The following is an 18,670-nucleotide window of genomic DNA, read 5'->3' on the forward strand; positions in this document are numbered from 1 at the left end:
CAAGCCCGATGCTGGTTGCAGGGATCAAGAGCAGACCGGAATATAAGGGGCTCGACATCGACCCCCATGCGAAGCGCCACCTCTTTGTGCTTGAGGGCGAAGGCGCATTGGCTCTTCTCGATCGCGCCGGGAGCGATGGCGGCGCATTTCTACCGAGGGCCGAAATCCTTTATCTGCCGGGTGGCTCGGCTGGCCAGAGCCACGTCGCCGATCTCGCAGCACTTGGCGCCGATATCACCTGGACGGCCGCCGGCCTGCAGCCGCTGCTGGGGCGTCTTCGCGTCTGCCTCGACAATGCGACCATGGGGATGCGGATCTACATCGCCGGGACCGAAGGCTTTATCGGCCAGGCGATCCAGGTGACCCTCGATTTCGGCGTCGACTTCAACTCGCTGAGGACGGAGCATCGGGGATCGCTGGCCCGGCGTGTGCAGTGCGTCCATTGCAAGGGCGTGACCGACAACGTCACCACGACACCCTTCGTCTGCTCGCACTGCGGCCTGAAGCTTCTCGTTCGCGACCATTATTCGCGACGGCTCGGCGCTTTCCAAGGCGTCAACGTCGATGCCGAAGAGCCGGGCACTGCGCCGGAGCCGGAGGAGATTTTCCTGTGAGCATCAATACAGAGATGACCGTCCGAGTGACGGCTGTGACCCAAGTGGCGGCAGCGGTCAAAACCTTCCGACTGGCGCGGCCCGACGGCGCCCCTTTGCCGGTGTTTTCGGGCGGTTCGCATATCGTCGTCTCGATGAACGACGGCGAGCAGCTGCGGCGCAATCCCTATTCGCTGATGTCGTCACCGGACGATACATCGGGGTATGAAATAAGCGTGCTGCGGGTAGCCAATTCGCGCGGCGGCTCGGCGTTTCTCCACGACAGGCTTCGTGTAGGCGACCAGCTCACGATCAGCCAGCCGGTCAACCTCTTTCCCGTCGATCATCGCGGCCGCAAGCATATCCTGTTTGCCGGCGGCATCGGCATCACGCCGTTTCTGGCGATGATGGAGCAGTTTACGCGCGATGACGCCGCCTTCGAACTGCACTATGCCATGCGCTCCCGCGAACACGGTGCCTACTGGCAGCAACTGCTTGAGCGCTACGGACCACGCAAGGTCAAACTCTACTTCGACGACGAGAAAAGACTCATTCCGGTGGAGACGATCGTCGATAACCAGCCTCTCGGCACGCATCTCTATGTCTGCGGACCCTCCGGCATGATCGACGGTGTGCTGCTGACGGCGCTGGAGGCCGGCTGGCCGAAGGAAAACCTGCATGCGGAACGCTTTCTTGCACCTCCTGCCGGCCTGCCGTTCCAGGTGATGCTGGCGAAGGCGGATCGGGCGATCACGGTCGGTGAGCATCAGAGCATCCTCGAGGCGGTGGAGGCTGCTGGCTGCGAGGCGCCCTACATGTGCCGCGGCGGGGCCTGCGGGCAGTGCGAAACCGTCGTCCTCTCCAGCGATGGCGAACTCGAGCACAACGACGTCTACCTCTCGGACGCGGAAAAGGCCGAGGGGCGGAAAATCATGATCTGCGTGTCGCGCTTCAAGGGCCAGCAACTGTTGCTTCAACTTTAGCCTCGAGGAAGGATCGGACGGATGACCATCAAGTTCAGGCAGGAAACATTCCGGGACGATTTCACCTTTCGCAACAGCCCGGAAAACATTCGCCGATTTCCATTTCCCTTCGACCGGGACGCCTACATGTACGCGGTCAACATGGAACCGCACGTGCGAGGGCCGGCCAATAGCGTCTTTGAAAACCTGATCGACGTCGACGAACATTACGTCGCCGAGATGCATGACCGGGCGCTGGTGCTGAAGGAGGATCCGCTGCGGTGCCAGGCACTGCCGCATATGATGACGGCCCAGTGGGATACGCTGGAACTGATCATGGAGCACCAGGCCTCCGATTATCCGGAGCATTTCTCCCTCACCAAAGACGGTGACAAGTGGCGCTGGATAAATCGGCCGCTCGGCATCGATGACAGCTTCACCTTCGGCGATGCCTCGACCCTCCCCTATCAGCCGATGGAATATATCACCCGCCAGGCGCAGGGCGATTTCTGCATTGTCGATCAGCGCGACGGCAATCTCTGGATGGATGCCGGCATGGTCACGACGCAGGCCGACTGGTCGCTCGATTTCGACATCGGCATGAACTTCATGGAATGGCATGGCCCGGTGCCGCTGGCCCACCAGATCGGCGTCTTCGAGCGGGCGCTGAAGTTCCTCCTGAACCTGCAGCAGGGCAAGCCGACGCGGCGGCTGAACTGGACGATGACGGTCAACCCGCGCCTCGACACCAGCCCGGAGAATTACCACAAATGGGGGCCTGACCGCCTGACGGTCACGCCGGAAAACGTCGGCTGGAAAATGCATCTTCGCGTCGAGCTGCAGAGCCTCTGGCGCCTGCCCCGCTCCAACGCAATCCTGTTCGTGATTCGCTGCTATCTCATCAGCCTCGATGAACTGGTCACCGTGCCTAAATGGGCACGCCGCCTGCCGCGTGTGCTGGCGAGCCTGCCGCCCGAGATCATCGACTACAAGGGTCTGACGCGCAATCGCCCGATCATGATCGACTGGCTCAGCACCTACGATGACGGAGCGCCGACCAGCCCCGGCATTTTTCCGGACTGACCGGCCGATCATACCAAGCAGATCAATAAAAACGAGGGAACTGACATGACGAGAGTTGCCGTGATCGGCGCCGGACCATCGGGACTGGCGCAACTGAGAGCGTTCCAGTCGGCCGCAGCGAAAGGCGCAGAAATCCCCGAAGTCGTCTGCTTCGAGAAGCAAGCGGATTGGGGCGGCTTGTGGAATTACACCTGGCGCACCGGGCTCGACGAATATGGCGAACCGGTGCACGGCAGCATGTACCGCTATCTATGGTCGAACGGCCCGAAGGAATGCCTGGAGTTTGCCGATTATTCCTTCGAGGAACACTTCGGCAAGCCTATCGCCTCATACCCGCCGCGCGCCGTGCTCTGGGACTATATCAAGGGTCGCGTCGAGAAGGCCGGTGTCCGCGACTGGGTGCGTTTCAGCACGCCCGTGCGGATGGTGACCTTCGACGAGGCGAGTAAAAAATTCACGGTGACAGCCCATGACCGCGTCAACGACCGGATATATGACGAGGTCTTCGACTATGTCGTGGTGGCGTCGGGCCATTTCTCGACGCCTAACGTCCCCTATTTCGAGGGCGTCGCCAGCTTCGGTGGTCGTGTCATGCACGCCCATGACTTTCGCGATGCGCTGGAGTTCAAGGACAAGGATATCCTCATCGTCGGTCGCAGCTATTCGGCCGAGGACATCGGCTCGCAGTGCTGGAAATATGGCGCCAAATCGGTCACCGTCAGCTATCGCAGCAAGCCCATCGGCTTTGCGTGGCCGGAGCGTTTCGAAGAGAGGCCGCTGCTACAGAGGCTGGACGGCAAGACAGCACATTTCAAGGACGGCACCACGAAGGAAGTCGACGCGCTGATCCTATGCACCGGCTACCTTCACCATTTTCCGTTCCTGCCCGACAGCCTGCGCCTGAAGACTGCAAACCGCCTGTGGGCCGACGATCTCTACAACGGCATCGTCTATGAGAAGAACCCGCAACTCTTTTACATCGGCATGCAGGACCAGTTCTACACGTTCAACATGTTCGACGCGCAGGCTTGGTACGCTCGCGACGTTATCCTCGGCCGCATCGCATTGCCGGACGCAGACGGGATGAAAGCGCATTTCGACACATGGCGTGCCCGCGAGGAAGGGCTCGAGGACGCCGAGCAGATGATCTGGTTCCAGGGCGACTACGTCAAGGAGCTGCTTGCCGCCACAGATTACCCCGATTTCGATATCGAGGGCGTCAACCGGACTTTCATGGAATGGGAGCATCACAAGGCAGAAAGCATCATGGGCTTCCGTGACAACGGCTATCGCTCGCTGATGACCGGAAATATGGCCCCGAAGCACCACACGCCCTGGATCGAGGCCATGGACGACAGCCTCGAAGCGTATCTGAGGAACTAGGTTGCCCCACGGAATCCGCTGATTCAGAAAGGGCCAGTATCCAAAATTGGCCCTTCTCTGGTGGCAACTTGACAACCAAAGACGCAGCTTTGGATGCTCGCCTGTTTACTCTTTACTTACCAAGAAAGCAGACCACATCGAACTACCTCAGGATGCAAGCGTTGCATTATTACAGTCTTGAGGAGTGCTCATTATGACTTTGTCAAACCTCCCGTTCATTGGTATCGGTTTCCTCGCCTGCGGGTTCGTCGGCTTCGCGGGCATTGCAATCGCCCTCAACGAGCATTTCGATCTGTTTGCCATTATCCTTTGCTGGTACATCGTCATGATATCCTTCGCCGCATTCGCGCTTCGAAGAGGTGCCCGCCGCCGGTCGATTTTCCGCTTTCTAACCTTGGCGTCTGCCAAGGCGTGGCGTCATCGCCAGGTTGGCAAAGGCGGCCAGAACTTCAAACATGTTTCAACTTAACTTGCTCTTCCAGCCCTGTGACGTCGCGTGTTAGAACGTTCCAGCAAGCGATTTGCACGGGGAGATTTCGCGGAGTGGATGGTCCTGAGCGACGGATAGCTCGGTTGACGTCAAAGTCGGCCGTAGTGCTCGTCAGCCTGTTTCTTGTTGCCGTCCTGAGCCTCTCCGGCCTCATGATCTGGCAAAACTACAAGGCCACGATAGCGGCCGGCGAAGCTCGGGCGCAATCCTCTGCCCACGTGGTTGCCGCTCATCTGCAATGGATGATTGAAGCCAGCGACCAGGCGCTGAGGCGCATCGATGCAAAGCTCGACGAGCAACCGATCGAGTCCAACGCCAATACGATTTCCGACATCTCGCAGGCGGTTGGTGATCTGCCCTCCGGATTTCAATATTCCGTCTACGATCAAAACGGCGCGCTGCGTCTTTCGAGCGTAAGGCAGGCAACGGGCATCACGGTGGCCGACCGCGACTATTTCCAGCAGTTGAAGGCCGGTCGGGAAGTCGTCATTTCCGAGCAGTTGCAGGAGCGGCTGAGTGGGAAGCAGGTTTTCATCATTGCAAGACGCATCGAGCGCAACGGGCAGTTCCACGGCGTGGCGAGCATTGCCATTCCGACCGAGAAGCTTGACGAGTTCTGGAACTCCATGGAACTCGGACCGAAATCGAGCGTCGGCGTGATCCGCTCCGACGGATGGCTGGTGGCGCGCCACCCGACCTTCGACAAGCCGATGGATTTCAGCCAGACTCCGCTTTTCATGGTCCACCTCCCGAAAAGTCCGCAAGGCTATTATCGCAGCGACGCCTCGCCGGTGGATGGCGTGGCGCGGATCGTCGGTTATTGGCATGTGGATGGATGGCCGCTGATCGCCACTGCGGGTATAGATACCGCGCAGACGTTGCAGATGTTCTGGTCAGGCCTCGACACGCAACTCATATTCGGGCTGCCGATCATCCTGATGATCATCGCGAGCGCCATCTGGATTGTCGCCTTGCTGAATGCCTTCGCCGAACGCAACGCCGTTCTCGAGCGGCTGCTGGAGCGCAACCAGTTTCTGTTCCGGGAAATTCATCATCGCGTGAAGAACAACCTGCAGGCCGTATCGGCGCTGATCCGCCTTCAGCCTATCTCCAAGGAGGCGCGCGGCGATATGGAACGGCGGATCGCAGCCATGATTGCGGTTCACGAACAGATCTACCAGACGGACCAGTTCGACCGTGTCGATGTCGCCCCCTATACGGAGCGACTGGTCGGGGAGATCGCCGCCTCCTACGACGCGGCGGTCACGATCGAAACACGGCTTACCTCAATTTCCGTGGACCGTGACCAGGCTCTCCCTATCGGCATGATCATCAACGAGGTGGTCTCAAACGCCTTCAAATACGCCTTTATCGGCCGCTCCGACGGGCATCTCGTTGTGGAACTGGAAAGCGAAAGCGACGGTATGGCAGTTCTGACAGTGCGTGACGATGGGCCCGGCATCGATCCGGAACTGACGCACAAGGGCATGGGCAGCCGGCTGATCACTGGTTTCGTTGCCCAGATCAATGGTACTTTTTCCTATGAGAATGCGAACGGAACCGCATTCACCATGCGCTTTCCGGCAAATCCACTCTCGTGAACCTGAGCGTGCCTCCAGCCACAGGCGTCAGTTAAAGACGGCGCGGTATCCCTGGCTCGAGACGCAGGACATATATTTCATGCGTGCCGCAGCCTCTGCCTGGCTTTCCTGGGCCGGCACCTCGCTTGGCAACACTCCTGGGCCATTCATGCGGGCGCGGTAGGCAAATTCTTCCTTCTGCCGGTCGTAGGCAGCGTCGGCATCGCCAACGCACATGACATGCACCACCCCGGGAAACTGCGCCGGGGTACCGACCGGCAGCAGGAGGGGTTTGCCGATATGATCTACGCAGGCGGACAAGGAGATGGCAACGCTCAAGATGGCGAGCAGACGGTGGTGGCTTTTCATCATGCGTCCAGAGATTTCGGCGTGAACTGATCGGTGGCGGACCCTATCGCCCGCAAGCTTGCCGCAGGCTTGTTCCGAGCGACGGCGCAGCAATTATCATCCGATTATCTGCCTATGCCCCGCAAAGACAGTGCAAGATCGATCGTCACTTGCCCGGCGCCGGTTTCCTGGAAACATTTGCCCCGGCATCAGGAGCGAGACGCCAGCAGTCGACGGTGGCCGATAGCGCCACGAGACCAAGCAGGACGAAGGCAAGGCGAAACTCGATGGCCGGCAGGGCCAGACCCAGCGGAGGTGCCAGGACCTGACCGATGCGAATACCGATGGCACCGAGTGCAATGCCCATGCCCATCGTCAGCTGGAAGGCGGTGCTGAACAGCGTGTTGGCGCCAGTCATCTGCGGCTTGGGAATATCTGCGAAGGCGATAGTATTGAGAGCCGAGAAATGCATCGAGCGGCACATCCCGCCGATAAACAGGACGGGGATGATAAACACCAACGACGATGTCGGCGAGAACAGCGCGCAGGCGGCGATGAAGAGCGCATTGAGCACACCGTTGACCAGCAGCACACGGCGGAAGCCGTATTGTCGCAGGATCGGCGTCGTTGCGGGCTTTATCAGGAGATTGCCGGCAAAGACCGCAAGTGTCATCATCCCCGCCTCGAAGGCGCCAAGCCCGAACCCGACCTGGAACATCAGCGGCAGCAGAAACGGAACCGCGCCGATGGCCATGCGAAACAAAGAACCGCCCCACAACGCGACCGCAAATGTCGGTTTGCTCAGGCCTGAAAAATCGATCAGCGGATGGGCGCTCCGACGGAAATGGACAATTGCCACGGTCAGCAGAATGAGTCCTACCGCCAGATAAGTGCCTGCAGACAGCCATTCCGGCTCTGCGCGTCCAATCAGTTCCAGACCATACATCACAGACGCCAGGCCAAAACCGCTGGCGACGAAGCCGGTCCAGTCGAAGGGCCGCTTCTCCTGATGCTGCCCCTTGGGGATCAGAATCAAGGCAAAGACGAAGGCAAGGATGCCGAGCGGCAGATTGAGGAAGAAGATCCAGCGCCAGCTGGCATGATCGGTGAGGAACCCGCCAAGCGGCGGGCCGAGCACGGGGGCCACCAGCGCAGGCCAGGTAATCGTCGCGATGGCCGAAATCAGCTTTTCTTTCGGCGTGTTATTGAGCACGAGCAACCGGCCCACCGGCACCATCATCGCACCGCCGATACCTTGCAGGATCCGCATGGCAACGAAGGTCCCGATGCCCTCCGCAAATCCGCAGAGAACGGATGCCAGCGTGAAGACGACCACGGCGGATGAGAACACCAGCCGCGCGCCAAATCGGTCGCTGATCCAGCCGCTGATGGGAATGAAGATGCCGAGCGTCAACAGGTAGGCGCTCATGCCGATATTGAGATCGACGGGCCGTACGCCAAAGGACGTGGCCATCTGCGGCAGGGCAGTGGCGATCACCGTGCCATCGAGGTTTTCCATGAAGAACGCGCCGGCGACCAGCAGTGCAAGCAGCAGCGACCGTGCTTTCGGTGCTTCTGCGAGATCGGTCTTTTGCCGCGTCGATACGTCTGCCATTCAACAACTCCGGGCCGGCTTTGCCGATCAGTGTGACATCGCTTCCTTCGCATCGACCTTCGCCGCTGCGCCACCGGCGCGATGGCTGACCGGAATGAGCCAGGTGGTTAGAAATGTCAAAGCAGCGACCACGAAGACCCCCCAGAAACTCCAGTGCAGCGCCGAATTGAAAACGGCCCTGATGGCAGGATTGGAGGAAAGATCGGAGAGGCCGGTTGGCTGGTTCAAGACGTCATGAAGCTTCTCGGCCAGCGCTCCGCTGCCGAAGTGGGCAATGCCGAGATTGAGAATCGAACCTAGCGCGGTGGCGCCAAGCGTATTGCCGAGGCTGCGTGAAAACAGGATCGAGGCCGTTGCACTGCCGCGCTCCGACCAGTCGACGCTGTCCTGCACCAGAACGATGCTGGTGAGGCTGATCAATCCCATTCCGAAGCCCATGAAAAAAGCGCCGACACCGGCGGGTATGGGGGTGCTTTCGGGGGTCAGGAACAGCAGGAATATCGCCCCGAACGGAAACAGCAGGCTGCCGACTCTCAAGGTGCGGCGGATACCGAAAGCGCGAAACAGTTTTGGCGACATCACCACCGCCAGGGGCCAGCCGACGATCAGCATCGTCAGCGTGAAACCTGCCTCAAGTGAAGAGCGGCCGAGCACACCCTGGACGTATATCGGCAGCACCGTCGTGAGCCCGATCAACGCCATGCCGGCCAGCAGCGTCGCGGCATTGCTGGTGGCGATCAGTCGCCGGCTCCACAGGGCGATCGAAATCAACGGCTCAGGCGCCCGTCCCTCCTGGAGCAGGAACAGCACGCCAGAGACAAGGAACAGCAGGCCGAAGCCGCCGAGGACGGCGGCGCTGGCATCGGTTTCCGTCAGGATAAACAGCAACGAAACGATGGAAACAGAAAACAGCACCGTGCCGAGATAATCGATGTGGACCACGCGAGGCTCGATCTTCTCCTTCAGGAAAAGCACGAACCCGGCAATTGTCAGCACGCCGAGCGGCAGGTTAATCCAGAAGATCCAAGCCCAGGAGAGATGATCGACGATGAGCCCACCGGCAAGAGGTCCGACCACAGCCGAGATCGCCCAGACGCTGGCAAGCACGCCCTGGACCTTGGCACGCTCCTCGAGCTTGTAGAGATCGCCGACAACTGTCGTGGTCACGGGCTGGATGGCGCCGGCACCGATACCCTGGACAAGCCGGAAGACGATCAGCGAAGTCATCGACCAGGCGAAACCGGCAAGCGCGGAGCCAAGGAGGAAGATCAGGATACCAACGATCAGGATCGGCTTGCGGCCAAAAATATCCGACAGCTTGCCATAGATCATCGTTGTCGTGGACTGGGCGAGCAGGAAGGCCGAAAATACCCAGCTGTAGTAGGTGAAGCCGCCCAACTCGCCGACGATGCGCGGCATCGCGGTGGCGACGATGGTCGCTTCGATCGCCACCATGAAAGTCGCAAGCACGATGGCGCCGACAACCAGCGGCCGTTTCGATGGATCGACGAAGTCGCTCATCGACATTCCTTTCTCACGCATACGTCCGGATGAACAAGGCGGTCAGCCTGTCTACGGCATCGCGTTCACAATGGATTTTTCGGTAGTTTAATAGGAGGATAGGCAGGCGAATCTCCTCGTCAACAGGCCTGCCAGAACGTGTAGGGCATTGAATATTTCCTGGTCTCGAAGTCAAGATCGCAAGCCGGACAAAAGCAAGGGAGACTTCATATTTTCAGCTTCCGACGACAGGTCGCGGGACCTCTTGGACATCGATGCCCGCGATTGACAGCGCCCCGTCGCCGCCCTCATATCGCGGGCAAGACGGAACGAATCCTTTATGGAGAGACCAGTGCCCGAAACCCTGTTCGATATCCCGCTCAAGCGAGCCGATGGCCGTGCTGCAACACTGAACGACTACCGCGGACAGGTCTTGCTGGTCGTCAACGTCGCTTCGAAATGTGGCCTGACCGTCCAATACGAAGCGCTGGAAAAACTATATGAGGCGAAGCGCGACCGTGGATTTACCATTGCGGCCTTTCCTGCCAATGATTTCAAGGAGCAGGAGCCGGGTTCGGACGCCGAGATCATGACCTTCTGCCAATCGACCTACGACGTGCAATTCCCGGTTTTCTCCAAGATCTCAGTCAAGGGTGCGGCCAAGCACCCGCTCTACAAAATGCTGACAGCCTCCCCCGTGCCGACTACCGGCGATGGCCCGATGCGCGAAAGGCTGAAGGGCTACGGCGTCGACACGGGCGCTGCCAGCGACGTCCTCTGGAATTTCGAGAAATTCCTGATCGGCCGGCATGGTAGCGTCGTTGCGCGCTTTGCGCCGGATGTCACGCCGGACGATCCGCGCCTGCTCTCCATGCTCGACAAAGAACTGGCGAAAAGCGCCTGATGCGTGGCGCCCCTCTGGATGATCAGGCCGTGAGGTCGGCGACCTTGGCGGTCAGGTCTGCAATATAGGCATCTGCCGACAGGTCCGAGCCGGTGGCCGCCACCAGGATATCGCCCGGGCTCTTCGAGCGCCCGTGTTGATGGACATTGTGCTGGAGCCAGGATTTCAGCGGCATGTAGTCACCGCTTTCCAGGCCTTTTTCTACGGCAGCCTCCTTCCGCGCCGTGGAAAACAGCTGCGAAGACATGATGTTGCCAACTGTGTAGGTCGGGAAGGAGCCGACCATTCCGGATGACCAGTGCACGTCCTGCAGCACGCCGAGCGTATCCGTGGAGACATCGAGACCGAGATAGGACTTTACCTTGTCGCGCCAGATTTCCGGCAGATCGGCGACCCTTGTCTCGCTGGCAATCAGGCCTGCCTCAATTTCCGAGCGCAGCATAATGTGGAAATCGTAGGTCAGTTCGTCGGCCTCGACGCGGATGAGGCTCGGGCGGGCGGCATTGATCACACGCCAGAAATCATCGACCGAGACATCCGACAGCTGCTCAGGGAAAACGGCCTTGAGTTCATGGAAATGCAGGTCCCAGAACCGGCGTGAGCGGCCGACACGGTTTTCCAGCAGTCGAGACTGGGATTCGTGCATGCCGAAGCTGGCGCCGCCGACAGCGTAGAGATTGACGAAATCCGTGGTGAAGGTCGAGCGCGAAAACTGCTCCGAGATGCCCTGCTCGTAGAGACCGTGGCCTCCCTCGTGCCAGACCGCAAACAGGCCGCCCGGCAGCCAGGTTTCGCGGAAACGGCCGGTGATGCGGACATCGGAGCGGGTGAAGGATATTTCGAACGGATGCACGGCGTCATCAAGCCGGCCGCGACCGAAATCGTAGCCGAGCCGCGTAGCCATCATGCTCGAAAACTGGCGCTGCGTCTCGACAGGATAGGATCTATCCAGGATTTCGCTGCGCACCCGCGCCTCTTTCGCCTGTGCCAGCAGCGGTATCAGCGATTGCTGAAGCTGGCCGTAAAGCGTCTGCAGCTTCGACAAGCGCATGCCGGGCTCGTAGGTATCGACGAGAGCGTCATACGGATGCTCCTCGTAGCCAAGGGCGCCGGCGATCTCTCGTTGCATTTCCATGGTGCGCTCGAGGACGGGCGCGAAGCCTGCAAAATCGTTGGCGGCACGGGCCTTGACCCAGGCCGCCTGGGCCTGCGTCTTCAGGGTCGTCGAGGCAGCCACGAGCTTTGCCGGAATGCGCGACAGCTTGGCGATAGAGGCTGCCGCCTGCTCGACAGCGACGAGTCGCAAGTCATCGGATGAGGCACCTCTCAGCTCCGCGCGCGCCGTCTCGATGGCGCGCTGCAGACCGTCGCCTGTCGCCATATCGCGCGCAAGTCCAACCAGCGTGGCGATCTGCCGGCCGCGCGCTTCCACGCCACCGGCCGGCATCATCGTGCGGGAATCCCAGGTGAGCAGGTTCACGGCGCAGAGGATATCGTTGATCCTGGCAATTTCGGTCTCGAAGACAGCAAAGCTCATGGGAATGCCTCTAGGCGTTGGATAGCGTTTGGGGAGCCCCGAACCCGGTCAGGTGGCAGGCGGCATACTGGCCGTTGCCGCGAGGCGTCAGCACGGGTCGCTCGACGAGGCAGCGCTCGAAGACATGGGGACAGCGGCCGGCAAAGGGGCAGCCGACAGGCAGGTTCATCGGGCTCGGCAGTTCGCCACGGGTGGCAGCCGTACGCGTACGGCGGGTCGGGTCTAGCTCGGGCGCCGCATCCAGCAAGGCCTTGGAATAGGGGTGGCGAGGCGAGGTGAACAGCGCCTCAGACGGGCTCACCTCCATGACCTGACCGAGGTACATGACGGCGACGCGATGCGAGATGTGACGCACAAGCCTCAGGTCGTGGGCCACGAAAACCACGGTGAGCTGCAGCTGTTCCTGCAGTTGCAGCAAGAGGTTGACCACCTGCGCCTGGACGGAGACGTCGAGAGCCGAGACCAGCTCGTCGGCAACGATGACCTCGGGCTCGACCGCGAGCGCGCGGGCAATGCCGATGCGCTGGCGTTGTCCGCCGGAGAATTCGTGCGGATAACGCCCGGCGGCGTCTTGCGGTAGACGCACAAGTTCGAGCAATTCGGCAATACGACCCGGTATGTCAGCCTTCGGCCGCATCTTGTGAACCCCGAGCGCCTCGCCGATGATCTGGGCGACGGTCATGCGCGGGTTGAGGGAGCTGTAGGGATCCTGAAAGATCATCTGGACGCGGCGGTTAAAACCACGCCGTTCCGACGGTTTCAGGTCAGCAATATCCTTGCCCTCGAAGCGGATAGCGCCGCCGTCCGGATCGAGCAGGCGCACCATGCAGCGCGCCAGCGTCGACTTTCCGCAGCCGGATTCGCCGACGATCCCCAGCGTCTCGCCGCTGTTGACCTCGAGGTTCACATCGCTGAGAGCATGAACCGCAAGCGCCGGCTTGCCCGCCAGTCGACGCGCGAGCGAATGGGGGCCTGCAAAGCGCTTGGTGACGCCATCGATGGATATGATCGGCCTAGCCGTGTTCATAGGATGGCCTCCGAGGCTGCGACCCGGTCATGGTGGAAGCAGGCGGCCATTCTGCCGGGCGCGACCGGTGCCAAAGGCGGACGCTCGCGTCGACATTGTTCCGTGGCGAAGCTGCAGCGTGGATGAAAGGCACAGCCGTCGGGCAGGTCCGTGAGGCTCGGCGGCGTACCATCGATGGAAGACAGCATGGTGCGCACCGCACGGCCGCGTGGGACGGAGCCGAGGAGGCCGCGGGTATAGGGATGGCGCGGCTGGGCAAACACATCCACAACGGTGCCGGTTTCGACGATCCGTCCGGCATACATGACAGCCATCCGGTCACAAGTGGCTGCCACGACGCCGAGGTCGTGGGTAACCAGCACGACGCTCATGGCGAGCCGGTCGCGCAGGTCGAGAAGCAGTTTCAGGATCTGGTCCTGGATCGTCACATCAAGCGCCGTCGTCGGCTCATCGGCCAGGAGCAGCTTCGGCGAACAGGCGAGCGCAATAGCAATCATCGCTCGCTGGCGCATGCCGCCGGAGAATTGATGGGGATATTCGTTCAGCCGCCGTTCGGCGTCTGGGATGCCGACGATGGTCATCAACTCCAGCGCCCGGGCACGCCGCGCGCGGCGGTCGAGGCCGGTATGAGCGCTCAGGTTCTCCTCGATCTGCAGGCCGACCGGCAGCACCGGATTGAGCGCGGTCATTGGCTCCTGGAAAATCATGGCAATTTCGCTGCCGCGAACCCGTCGCAGATCTTCGTCGGACATAGCCATCAGGTCGCGACCGCCCCATTCGACGCGTCCCGTCACCTTGCCCGGCTCACGGATCAGCCGCATGACGGAGCGGAGCGTCACGCTCTTTCCTGAGCCGGATTCGCCGACCAGACCGACGACCTCGCCGGGAGCGACATCGAAATCGACATCGGCTGCCGCGATTGCCGTGCCACGCGCGGTGTCGAATGTGGTGGTCAGTCCACGGACGACCAGGCCGCTGTTGTCGCTTGCCGGCATCATCGGCGTATCCTCAAAAGTTCGGCGACGCCATCGCCTGCGAGGCTGAATCCCAGGCCGGTCAGGACGATGGAAACACCCGGGAAAACAGAGATCCACCAGGCCGTCGTCATGTAGTTCTTGCCATCGGCGATCTGCACGCCCCATTCGGAGGCCGGCGGCTGCGCACCAAGACCGAGATATCCGAGGCTGGAGCCGAGCAGGATGGCGAGCGCCATGTCTGTCATCCAGTAGACGATGGCCGGCGTGATGGCGTTCGGCAGCAGGTGGCGGAAGACGATGCGCGTCGGCGTGTAGCCCATGACCCGGCCGGCATCGGCGTAATCCAGCCGCTTCTGAACCTTGACCTCGGCAGCGACGATGCGGGCATAGAACACCCAGCCAACGACGCCGATCGCCACATACATGTTGCCGAGCCCCGGCCCCAGGACAGAAACCACGGCAATGACCAGAACCAGAAACGGAAATGTCAGGACGGCATCGACGATGCGTCCGAAGATGATCTCGGTTATCCCGCCGGCATAGCCTACGAAGGCGCCGACTAGGGTCCCGAAGATGAAGGGGCCGGTGGTAGCAAAGACGGCGATCTGCATGTCGATCGTATAGGCATGGATAACGCGCGACAGCACATCGCGGCCGAAACTGTCGGTGCCGAAGGGATGAGCCCAGCTCGGGCCTTTCAGCAGCGCGTTGTAGTCGAATGCAATGGGATCGTAGGGCGCGAACCACGATGGGAAGAATGCGAGAAGCAGGCTGATCAGCAGGATCAGGCCGCCAAAAACCAGCGTCTTCGGCCATGCGCGGGGTTTCAATCGCCACTTTGCGCGCGGGGCATCGGTGACGGCACTCATTGGGCCACCCTCGGATCGAGCCAGGCCTGGACGATATCGGTCACCAGGAAGGTCAGCGACACCAGCACGGCGAGCGCGATGGTGAGGCCTTGCAGCACCGGATAATCGCGGCCGTAGATGCTGTCGATCATCAGGCGTCCCGCACCCGGAACCGCAAACACCGTCTCGGTGATGACGCCGCCGCCAAGCAGCGAGCCGATCTGCAGGCCGAACAGTGTGATTGTCGAGATCAGCGCGTTGCGCAGCACGTGACGGATGAGGATGACGCGCGATCTTAGACCCTTGGAGCGGGCAAAATCGACATACTCGGCATTGATGACGCCGATGATCGCCGTGCGCAGGTTGCGCATCAGCACGGCGGCGAAGCTCAGGGCCAGCGTCAGGGCAGGCAGGAAAAGATGATAGAGCTTGCTACTGAGCGTGTCGCCATAGCCGCCGACCGGAAACCATTTGAGATTTGCGGCAAACAGCGTCAGCAGCAGAATGCCGATATAGAAGACCGGCATGGAGAGGCCGACCTGGAAGGTGCCGCGGATGACGGTATCGGCGGTCTTCTCGCGGCGAAGGGCGGCGACGAAGGCAAGCGGTACGGCGAGCAGCAGTGCGATGACCGCAGCCATGCCGATCAGCATCAGCGTGACGGGCATTCGCTGCGCGATCAGGTCGACCACCGGCGTCTTCAACGTGATGGAGTCACCGAGGTCACCTGTGAAAACGCGGCGGACGAAGTAGAAAAATTGAACGACAACCGGCTTGTCGAGGCCGAGGCTGGCATTGATGCGCAGGACATCGGCATCCCGGGCGCGGTCGCCGAGCATGGCGCTGGCGGGATCACCGGGCAAGAGGCGGATCAACACGAAGGTCACGATCAGAATGAACACGACGGTCGGGATCATCTGTAGAATGCGACGGACTATATAACTGAACAGTGGCAAAGAGCCGCCCTCGTATTCCAGGTGACATCAGGGATGTCGCAGACTGCCGGGGCAGTCTGCGACAATCGCAATCTCACTTATCGAGCCAGGTCTTGGTGAAGATGTTGTTGCCCAGCGGGATCTGCAGGAAGCCATGGACCTTCTTGCTGAGCGCCACCGGATAAGGCGTCTCGTAGAGCGGCACAATCGGACCTTCGGCATTGTAGATCGCCTGGATGCGGGCATAGTCGGCCGCACGCTTGGTCACGTCGATTTCCTTCTGCGAAGTCTCGAACAGCTTGTCGGCCTCTTCGCTCTTCCAGCCGGTGTGCAGCGCGCCAATATTCGGAGAGTAGACGAAGTAGGAGGTGATCTCGTTCGGATCGGCGATATCGTCGGTCCAGGCGGATTCACGCATGGCGAACGTGCCGGCCCGGTACTGCGCCGTGCGGCTGGCATTGTCGACCTGCTGCAGCTCGAGCTTGATGCCGATCTGCGCCCACATCTGCTGCAGGGCCGTGGCGATGCCGATTTCATCCTGGTTACCGGCCAGAACCAGCAGGCTCGTCGAGAAGCCGCTTTCGAAGCCGGCTTCCTTCATCAGGCTCTTGGCCTTGTCGATGTCGTAGGGGAACAGCGGCTTGTCGCCGGTGTGCAGCGGCGTCGCTGATGACATGTAGGAAGTCATCGGCTTGCCGACGCCGTGGGTAACGATCTGGATGATCGCTTCCTTGTTGGCGGCATAGTTCATTGCCTCGCGCACCTTGGCGTTCGACAACGGGTTGTCTTTACCATTCAACTGCGGCCGCGTGTTCAGCGTGATGTACTCGACGCGGGTCGAAGGGTAGAGTTCCATGTTCAGGTTGCCGGCGGACTTCAGCTCGTCAACACGCGAATAGGGAATGAACTCGGCGCCATCAAGTTCGCCGGAGCTGAGCTTGAGGATGCGGGTCGCATCGTCCGGGATGACTTCGAAGTTGATGCCGTCGAGATAAGGCAGCGGCTTACCGTCTTCGCCCATGCCCCAGTAATAAGGGTTTCGCACCAGCTTCATGGTCGAGCCGCGATCCCAGGACTTCAGCATGAACGGGCCGGAACCGATCGGATGCTCGGCAAAGGCCTTCGCCTTTTCTGCCTCAGTCGTGCCGGCAGCGGCTTCGAATGCCTTTTGCGGCATGATGCCTGTGTTGAAGACGGTCAGCGCCGTCAGGATCGCCGGATCGGTGTTCTTCAGCTTGATGACAACTGTCTTGTCGCCCTCCGTCGTCACGTCGCCGATGGAGCCGACGATGAAGGTCCACTCGCCATTGTCAGGCTTGGCGGCGCGCTTCAGCGACCAGGCCACGTCCTGGGGGGTGATCGGCGTGCCATCGGAAAACTTGATCCCGTCGCGCAGCGTCAGTGTGACGCTGAGGCCGTCATCGGCAAGCTTCCAGGTGGACGCAAGACCGGCCTGAACGCCCTTGCCGTCGTCGGTCGGCAACAGCAGCGTGTCATAGAGATTGGACAGGACCCAGATATCGACATTGGCGTCGTTGAGCACGGGTTCCAGGAAAAGGCTGTCGGCATAACGGCCATAGTTCAGGGTGCCGCCGCGCTCGACGGCATGGGCCGACAAGCTGGTGCCCAGAAGAAGTCCGGCGGCGAGGGCCGCCTTGGCGATCGTTTTCATTGAATTCCCCTTGCTCTGATAAACGCATGAAGTGTTCTTATAGGGTATAACGATTTCATGCGTTTTCTGCGGAGTCAATCGCTTTCTTATAGGGTTCAACTATTGCAAAGCAGCCGGTTGACACAGCAATTTCGCCGGAGCAGGATAATCGTCATAGTTCACTATAACAGCCAGATTGTGCCTTGACATGGAGTTCTTCATCGATCGCGAGTTGCCCGTCCCGCTGAGGACGCAACTCCACGGCCTTATCGAATATGGCATTGCCTGTGGCGAGCTGACGCCTGGAGAGACCTTGCCGTCCGTGCGCGAGCTTGCAGAGAAAATCGGCGTTGCGCCGATGACGGTGAGCCAGGTGTACGCCGACCTGAAGGTCGCCGGTCTGATCGACGCGCGACCGGGCTCGGGCACCTTTGTCACTGAAAGCCGCCAGTCGCGTCTTGCAGGCCGCAACGACACAGCCAACCTGCATCGCCAGATCGAACAGCTGATCGACGAAAGCCACTCGCTGGGCATCAGGGCGACGGAACTCGTGTCGATGATCAGTTCGCGCATCTTCTACCGAGACAGTATCGGCCCTCGGATGCGCATCGTCATGGTCGGGCTTTTTCCGGAGGCGACGGCGAGCTATGCACGTTTCATCGCAGCGCGGCTGGGGCGCGGCGTGACTGTCGAGCCGCTCACCATTTCTGCCATCGAGCGGGAGACGGGTGCCAAGGCACGCGCCAATTCTGCCGATCTCGCCATCACCTTTGCCAACCGACATCGGGAAGTCGCAGGCCTCTTGCCGAACACCAAGGTGGTTTCGATCAGCTTCACGCCATCAGAGGAGACGCGCCTCTCCCTCGCCGCGCTGGATTCGCTGGCATCGGTTGCCGTGGTCTCCCGTTTTCCCGATTTCCTGCCGATCATGAAGAGCGGCGTGCAGCGCTTTGCGCCCCATGTCGGAGAAATCGCTGCGGCGACACTGGAAACGACGGGGCTCGATGAGCTCCTTGGCCGTTCCAGCGTTGTGATCTACGCCTCTGGTGCCGAGGGTGTCGTCGGCCGCGCGCCGGGCGGCATACAGGCAATCGAATACCGCCATGCACCCGATACCGCTGATATCGAGCGGGTCATCGTGCCCATCATCCGTACCGCAGGCGTCGCGCAGCCGCCGACAGAAGTCCCGCCAGCCCCCGTCATCGCACCGGCGCCGATCGTTCAGAGCTAAAGAGGA

At 60.8% G+C, this 18,670-nt stretch carries 17 protein-coding genes; 8 read left to right on the forward strand and 9 right to left on the reverse strand.

Translation table 11 applies throughout. The annotated features are described in order from the left end of the window. Positions 1–8 precede the first annotated feature (8 nt). From J5278_RS00270 to J5278_RS00295, 6 genes are all read left to right on the forward strand, one after another. The gene (locus J5278_RS00270) at positions 9–614 is read left to right on the forward strand and encodes a dimethylamine monooxygenase subunit DmmA family protein (protein WP_209182416.1); all 606 of its coding nucleotides are present in this window, start codon (positions 9–11) and stop codon (positions 612–614) included. After that, on the forward strand, positions 611–1,576 hold the full coding sequence (locus tag J5278_RS00275) for a PDR/VanB family oxidoreductase (protein ID WP_209182415.1): 966 nt from the start codon (positions 611–613) through the stop codon (positions 1,574–1,576). The genes J5278_RS00270 and J5278_RS00275 overlap by 4 nt, the downstream gene beginning before the upstream one ends. 21 nt (positions 1,577–1,597) lie before the next feature. Next, positions 1,598–2,638 (forward strand): DUF3445 domain-containing protein, encoded by a 1,041-nt coding sequence (locus J5278_RS00280; protein WP_209182414.1) that lies wholly within the window; start codon positions 1,598–1,600, stop codon positions 2,636–2,638. Between the two features lie 45 nt (positions 2,639–2,683). Next, on the forward strand, positions 2,684–4,021 hold the full coding sequence (locus tag J5278_RS00285; RefSeq protein ID WP_219258296.1) for an NAD(P)-binding domain-containing protein: 1,338 nt from the start codon (positions 2,684–2,686) through the stop codon (positions 4,019–4,021). A 193-nt stretch (positions 4,022–4,214) separates the two neighbouring features. Continuing rightward, the gene (locus tag J5278_RS00290; protein WP_209182412.1) at positions 4,215–4,490 is read left to right on the forward strand and encodes a hypothetical protein; all 276 of its coding nucleotides are present in this window, start codon (positions 4,215–4,217) and stop codon (positions 4,488–4,490) included. Positions 4,491–4,594: 104 nt separating this feature from the next. Beyond that, positions 4,595–6,112 (forward strand): sensor histidine kinase, encoded by a 1,518-nt coding sequence (locus J5278_RS00295; RefSeq protein WP_209182411.1) that lies wholly within the window; start codon positions 4,595–4,597, stop codon positions 6,110–6,112. 27 nt (positions 6,113–6,139) lie between these two features. Here J5278_RS00295 and J5278_RS00300 read toward each other — a convergent pair whose 3' ends face one another. The 3 genes from J5278_RS00300 to J5278_RS00310 all read right to left on the reverse strand — a co-directional run bounded on the left by J5278_RS00300 (position 6,140) and on the right by J5278_RS00310 (position 9,575). Continuing rightward, positions 6,140–6,460 (reverse strand): hypothetical protein, encoded by a 321-nt coding sequence (locus J5278_RS00300; RefSeq protein WP_142830151.1) that lies wholly within the window; start codon positions 6,458–6,460, stop codon positions 6,140–6,142. 145 nt (positions 6,461–6,605) lie between these two features. Beyond that, positions 6,606–8,054 carry an MFS transporter gene (locus J5278_RS00305; protein WP_209187293.1) on the reverse strand — a complete coding sequence of 483 codons (1,449 nt, stop codon included), beginning with the start codon at positions 8,052–8,054 and terminating at the stop codon, positions 6,606–6,608. A 27-nt stretch (positions 8,055–8,081) separates the two neighbouring features. Then, positions 8,082–9,575, reverse strand: a complete 1,494-nt coding sequence (locus tag J5278_RS00310; protein WP_209187292.1) for an MDR family MFS transporter — start codon at positions 9,573–9,575, stop codon at positions 8,082–8,084. A gap of 331 nt (positions 9,576–9,906) precedes the next feature. On the opposite strand from J5278_RS00310, the gene J5278_RS00315 reads away from it, so the two are divergent. Next, the gene (locus tag J5278_RS00315) at positions 9,907–10,458 is read left to right on the forward strand and encodes a glutathione peroxidase (protein ID WP_257623380.1); all 552 of its coding nucleotides are present in this window, start codon (positions 9,907–9,909) and stop codon (positions 10,456–10,458) included. A gap of 22 nt (positions 10,459–10,480) precedes the next feature. On the opposite strand, the gene J5278_RS00320 is transcribed toward J5278_RS00315, so the two are convergent. The 6 genes from J5278_RS00320 to J5278_RS00345 all read right to left on the reverse strand — a co-directional run bounded on the left by J5278_RS00320 (position 10,481) and on the right by J5278_RS00345 (position 17,454). After that, positions 10,481–11,995, reverse strand: coding sequence for a carboxypeptidase M32 (locus tag J5278_RS00320; RefSeq protein ID WP_209182407.1), 1,515 nt, complete (start codon positions 11,993–11,995; stop codon positions 10,481–10,483). 10 nt (positions 11,996–12,005) lie between these two features. Next, positions 12,006–13,022 carry an ABC transporter ATP-binding protein gene (locus tag J5278_RS00325; RefSeq protein WP_209182406.1) on the reverse strand — a complete coding sequence of 339 codons (1,017 nt, stop codon included), beginning with the start codon at positions 13,020–13,022 and terminating at the stop codon, positions 12,006–12,008. Beyond that, the gene (locus J5278_RS00330) at positions 13,019–14,017 is read right to left on the reverse strand and encodes an ABC transporter ATP-binding protein (protein WP_143123052.1); all 999 of its coding nucleotides are present in this window, start codon (positions 14,015–14,017) and stop codon (positions 13,019–13,021) included. Before J5278_RS00330 ends, J5278_RS00325 begins: the two co-directional genes overlap by 4 nt. Continuing rightward, positions 14,017–14,868, reverse strand: a complete 852-nt coding sequence (locus J5278_RS00335) for an ABC transporter permease (protein ID WP_209182405.1) — start codon at positions 14,866–14,868, stop codon at positions 14,017–14,019. The genes J5278_RS00330 and J5278_RS00335 overlap by 1 nt, the downstream gene beginning before the upstream one ends. After that, positions 14,865–15,764, reverse strand: a complete 900-nt coding sequence (locus J5278_RS00340; protein WP_247748941.1) for an ABC transporter permease — start codon at positions 15,762–15,764, stop codon at positions 14,865–14,867. Before J5278_RS00340 ends, J5278_RS00335 begins: the two co-directional genes overlap by 4 nt. A 112-nt stretch (positions 15,765–15,876) precedes the next feature. Continuing rightward, a complete protein-coding gene (locus tag J5278_RS00345; protein ID WP_209182403.1) occupies positions 15,877–17,454 on the reverse strand; it encodes an ABC transporter substrate-binding protein in 1,578 nt (525 codons plus the stop codon). Positions 17,455–17,641: 187 nt separating this feature from the next. Here J5278_RS00345 and J5278_RS00350 point away from each other — a divergent pair, with 187 nt between their 5' ends. Beyond that, the gene (locus J5278_RS00350) at positions 17,642–18,664 is read left to right on the forward strand and encodes a GntR family transcriptional regulator (RefSeq protein WP_209182402.1); all 1,023 of its coding nucleotides are present in this window, start codon (positions 17,642–17,644) and stop codon (positions 18,662–18,664) included. The last annotated feature ends 6 nt before the right edge of the window (positions 18,665–18,670 follow it).

Source organism: Rhizobium sp. B21/90, from assembly GCF_019355815.1.
GTDB classification, from domain to species: domain Bacteria; phylum Pseudomonadota; class Alphaproteobacteria; order Rhizobiales; family Rhizobiaceae; genus Rhizobium; species Rhizobium rhododendri.

Excerpts from the sequence above, each read along its gene's own strand:
- J5278_RS00270 (WP_209182416.1), top strand. The coding sequence starts at position 9 with ATGCTGGTTGCAGGGATCAAGAGCAGACCGGAATATAAGGGGCTCGAC.
- J5278_RS00280 (WP_209182414.1), top strand. The coding sequence starts at position 1,598 with ATGACCATCAAGTTCAGGCAGGAAACATTCCGGGACGATTTCACCTTT.
- J5278_RS00285 (WP_219258296.1), top strand. The coding sequence starts at position 2,684 with ATGACGAGAGTTGCCGTGATCGGCGCCGGACCATCGGGACTGGCGCAA.
- J5278_RS00290 (WP_209182412.1), top strand. The coding sequence starts at position 4,215 with ATGACTTTGTCAAACCTCCCGTTCATTGGTATCGGTTTCCTCGCCTGC.
- J5278_RS00300 (WP_142830151.1), bottom strand. The coding sequence starts at position 6,460 with ATGAAAAGCCACCACCGTCTGCTCGCCATCTTGAGCGTTGCCATCTCC.
- J5278_RS00305 (WP_209187293.1), bottom strand. The coding sequence starts at position 8,054 with ATGGCAGACGTATCGACGCGGCAAAAGACCGATCTCGCAGAAGCACCG.
- J5278_RS00310 (WP_209187292.1), bottom strand. The coding sequence starts at position 9,575 with ATGAGCGACTTCGTCGATCCATCGAAACGGCCGCTGGTTGTCGGCGCC.
- J5278_RS00320 (WP_209182407.1), bottom strand. The coding sequence starts at position 11,995 with ATGAGCTTTGCTGTCTTCGAGACCGAAATTGCCAGGATCAACGATATC.
- J5278_RS00325 (WP_209182406.1), bottom strand. The coding sequence starts at position 13,022 with ATGAACACGGCTAGGCCGATCATATCCATCGATGGCGTCACCAAGCGC.
- J5278_RS00330 (WP_143123052.1), bottom strand. The coding sequence starts at position 14,017 with ATGCCGGCAAGCGACAACAGCGGCCTGGTCGTCCGTGGACTGACCACC.
- J5278_RS00335 (WP_209182405.1), bottom strand. The coding sequence starts at position 14,868 with ATGAGTGCCGTCACCGATGCCCCGCGCGCAAAGTGGCGATTGAAACCC.
- J5278_RS00340 (WP_247748941.1), bottom strand. The coding sequence starts at position 15,764 with ATGATCCCGACCGTCGTGTTCATTCTGATCGTGACCTTCGTGTTGATC.
- J5278_RS00345 (WP_209182403.1), bottom strand. The coding sequence starts at position 17,454 with ATGAAAACGATCGCCAAGGCGGCCCTCGCCGCCGGACTTCTTCTGGGC.
- J5278_RS00350 (WP_209182402.1), top strand. The coding sequence starts at position 17,642 with ATGGAGTTCTTCATCGATCGCGAGTTGCCCGTCCCGCTGAGGACGCAA.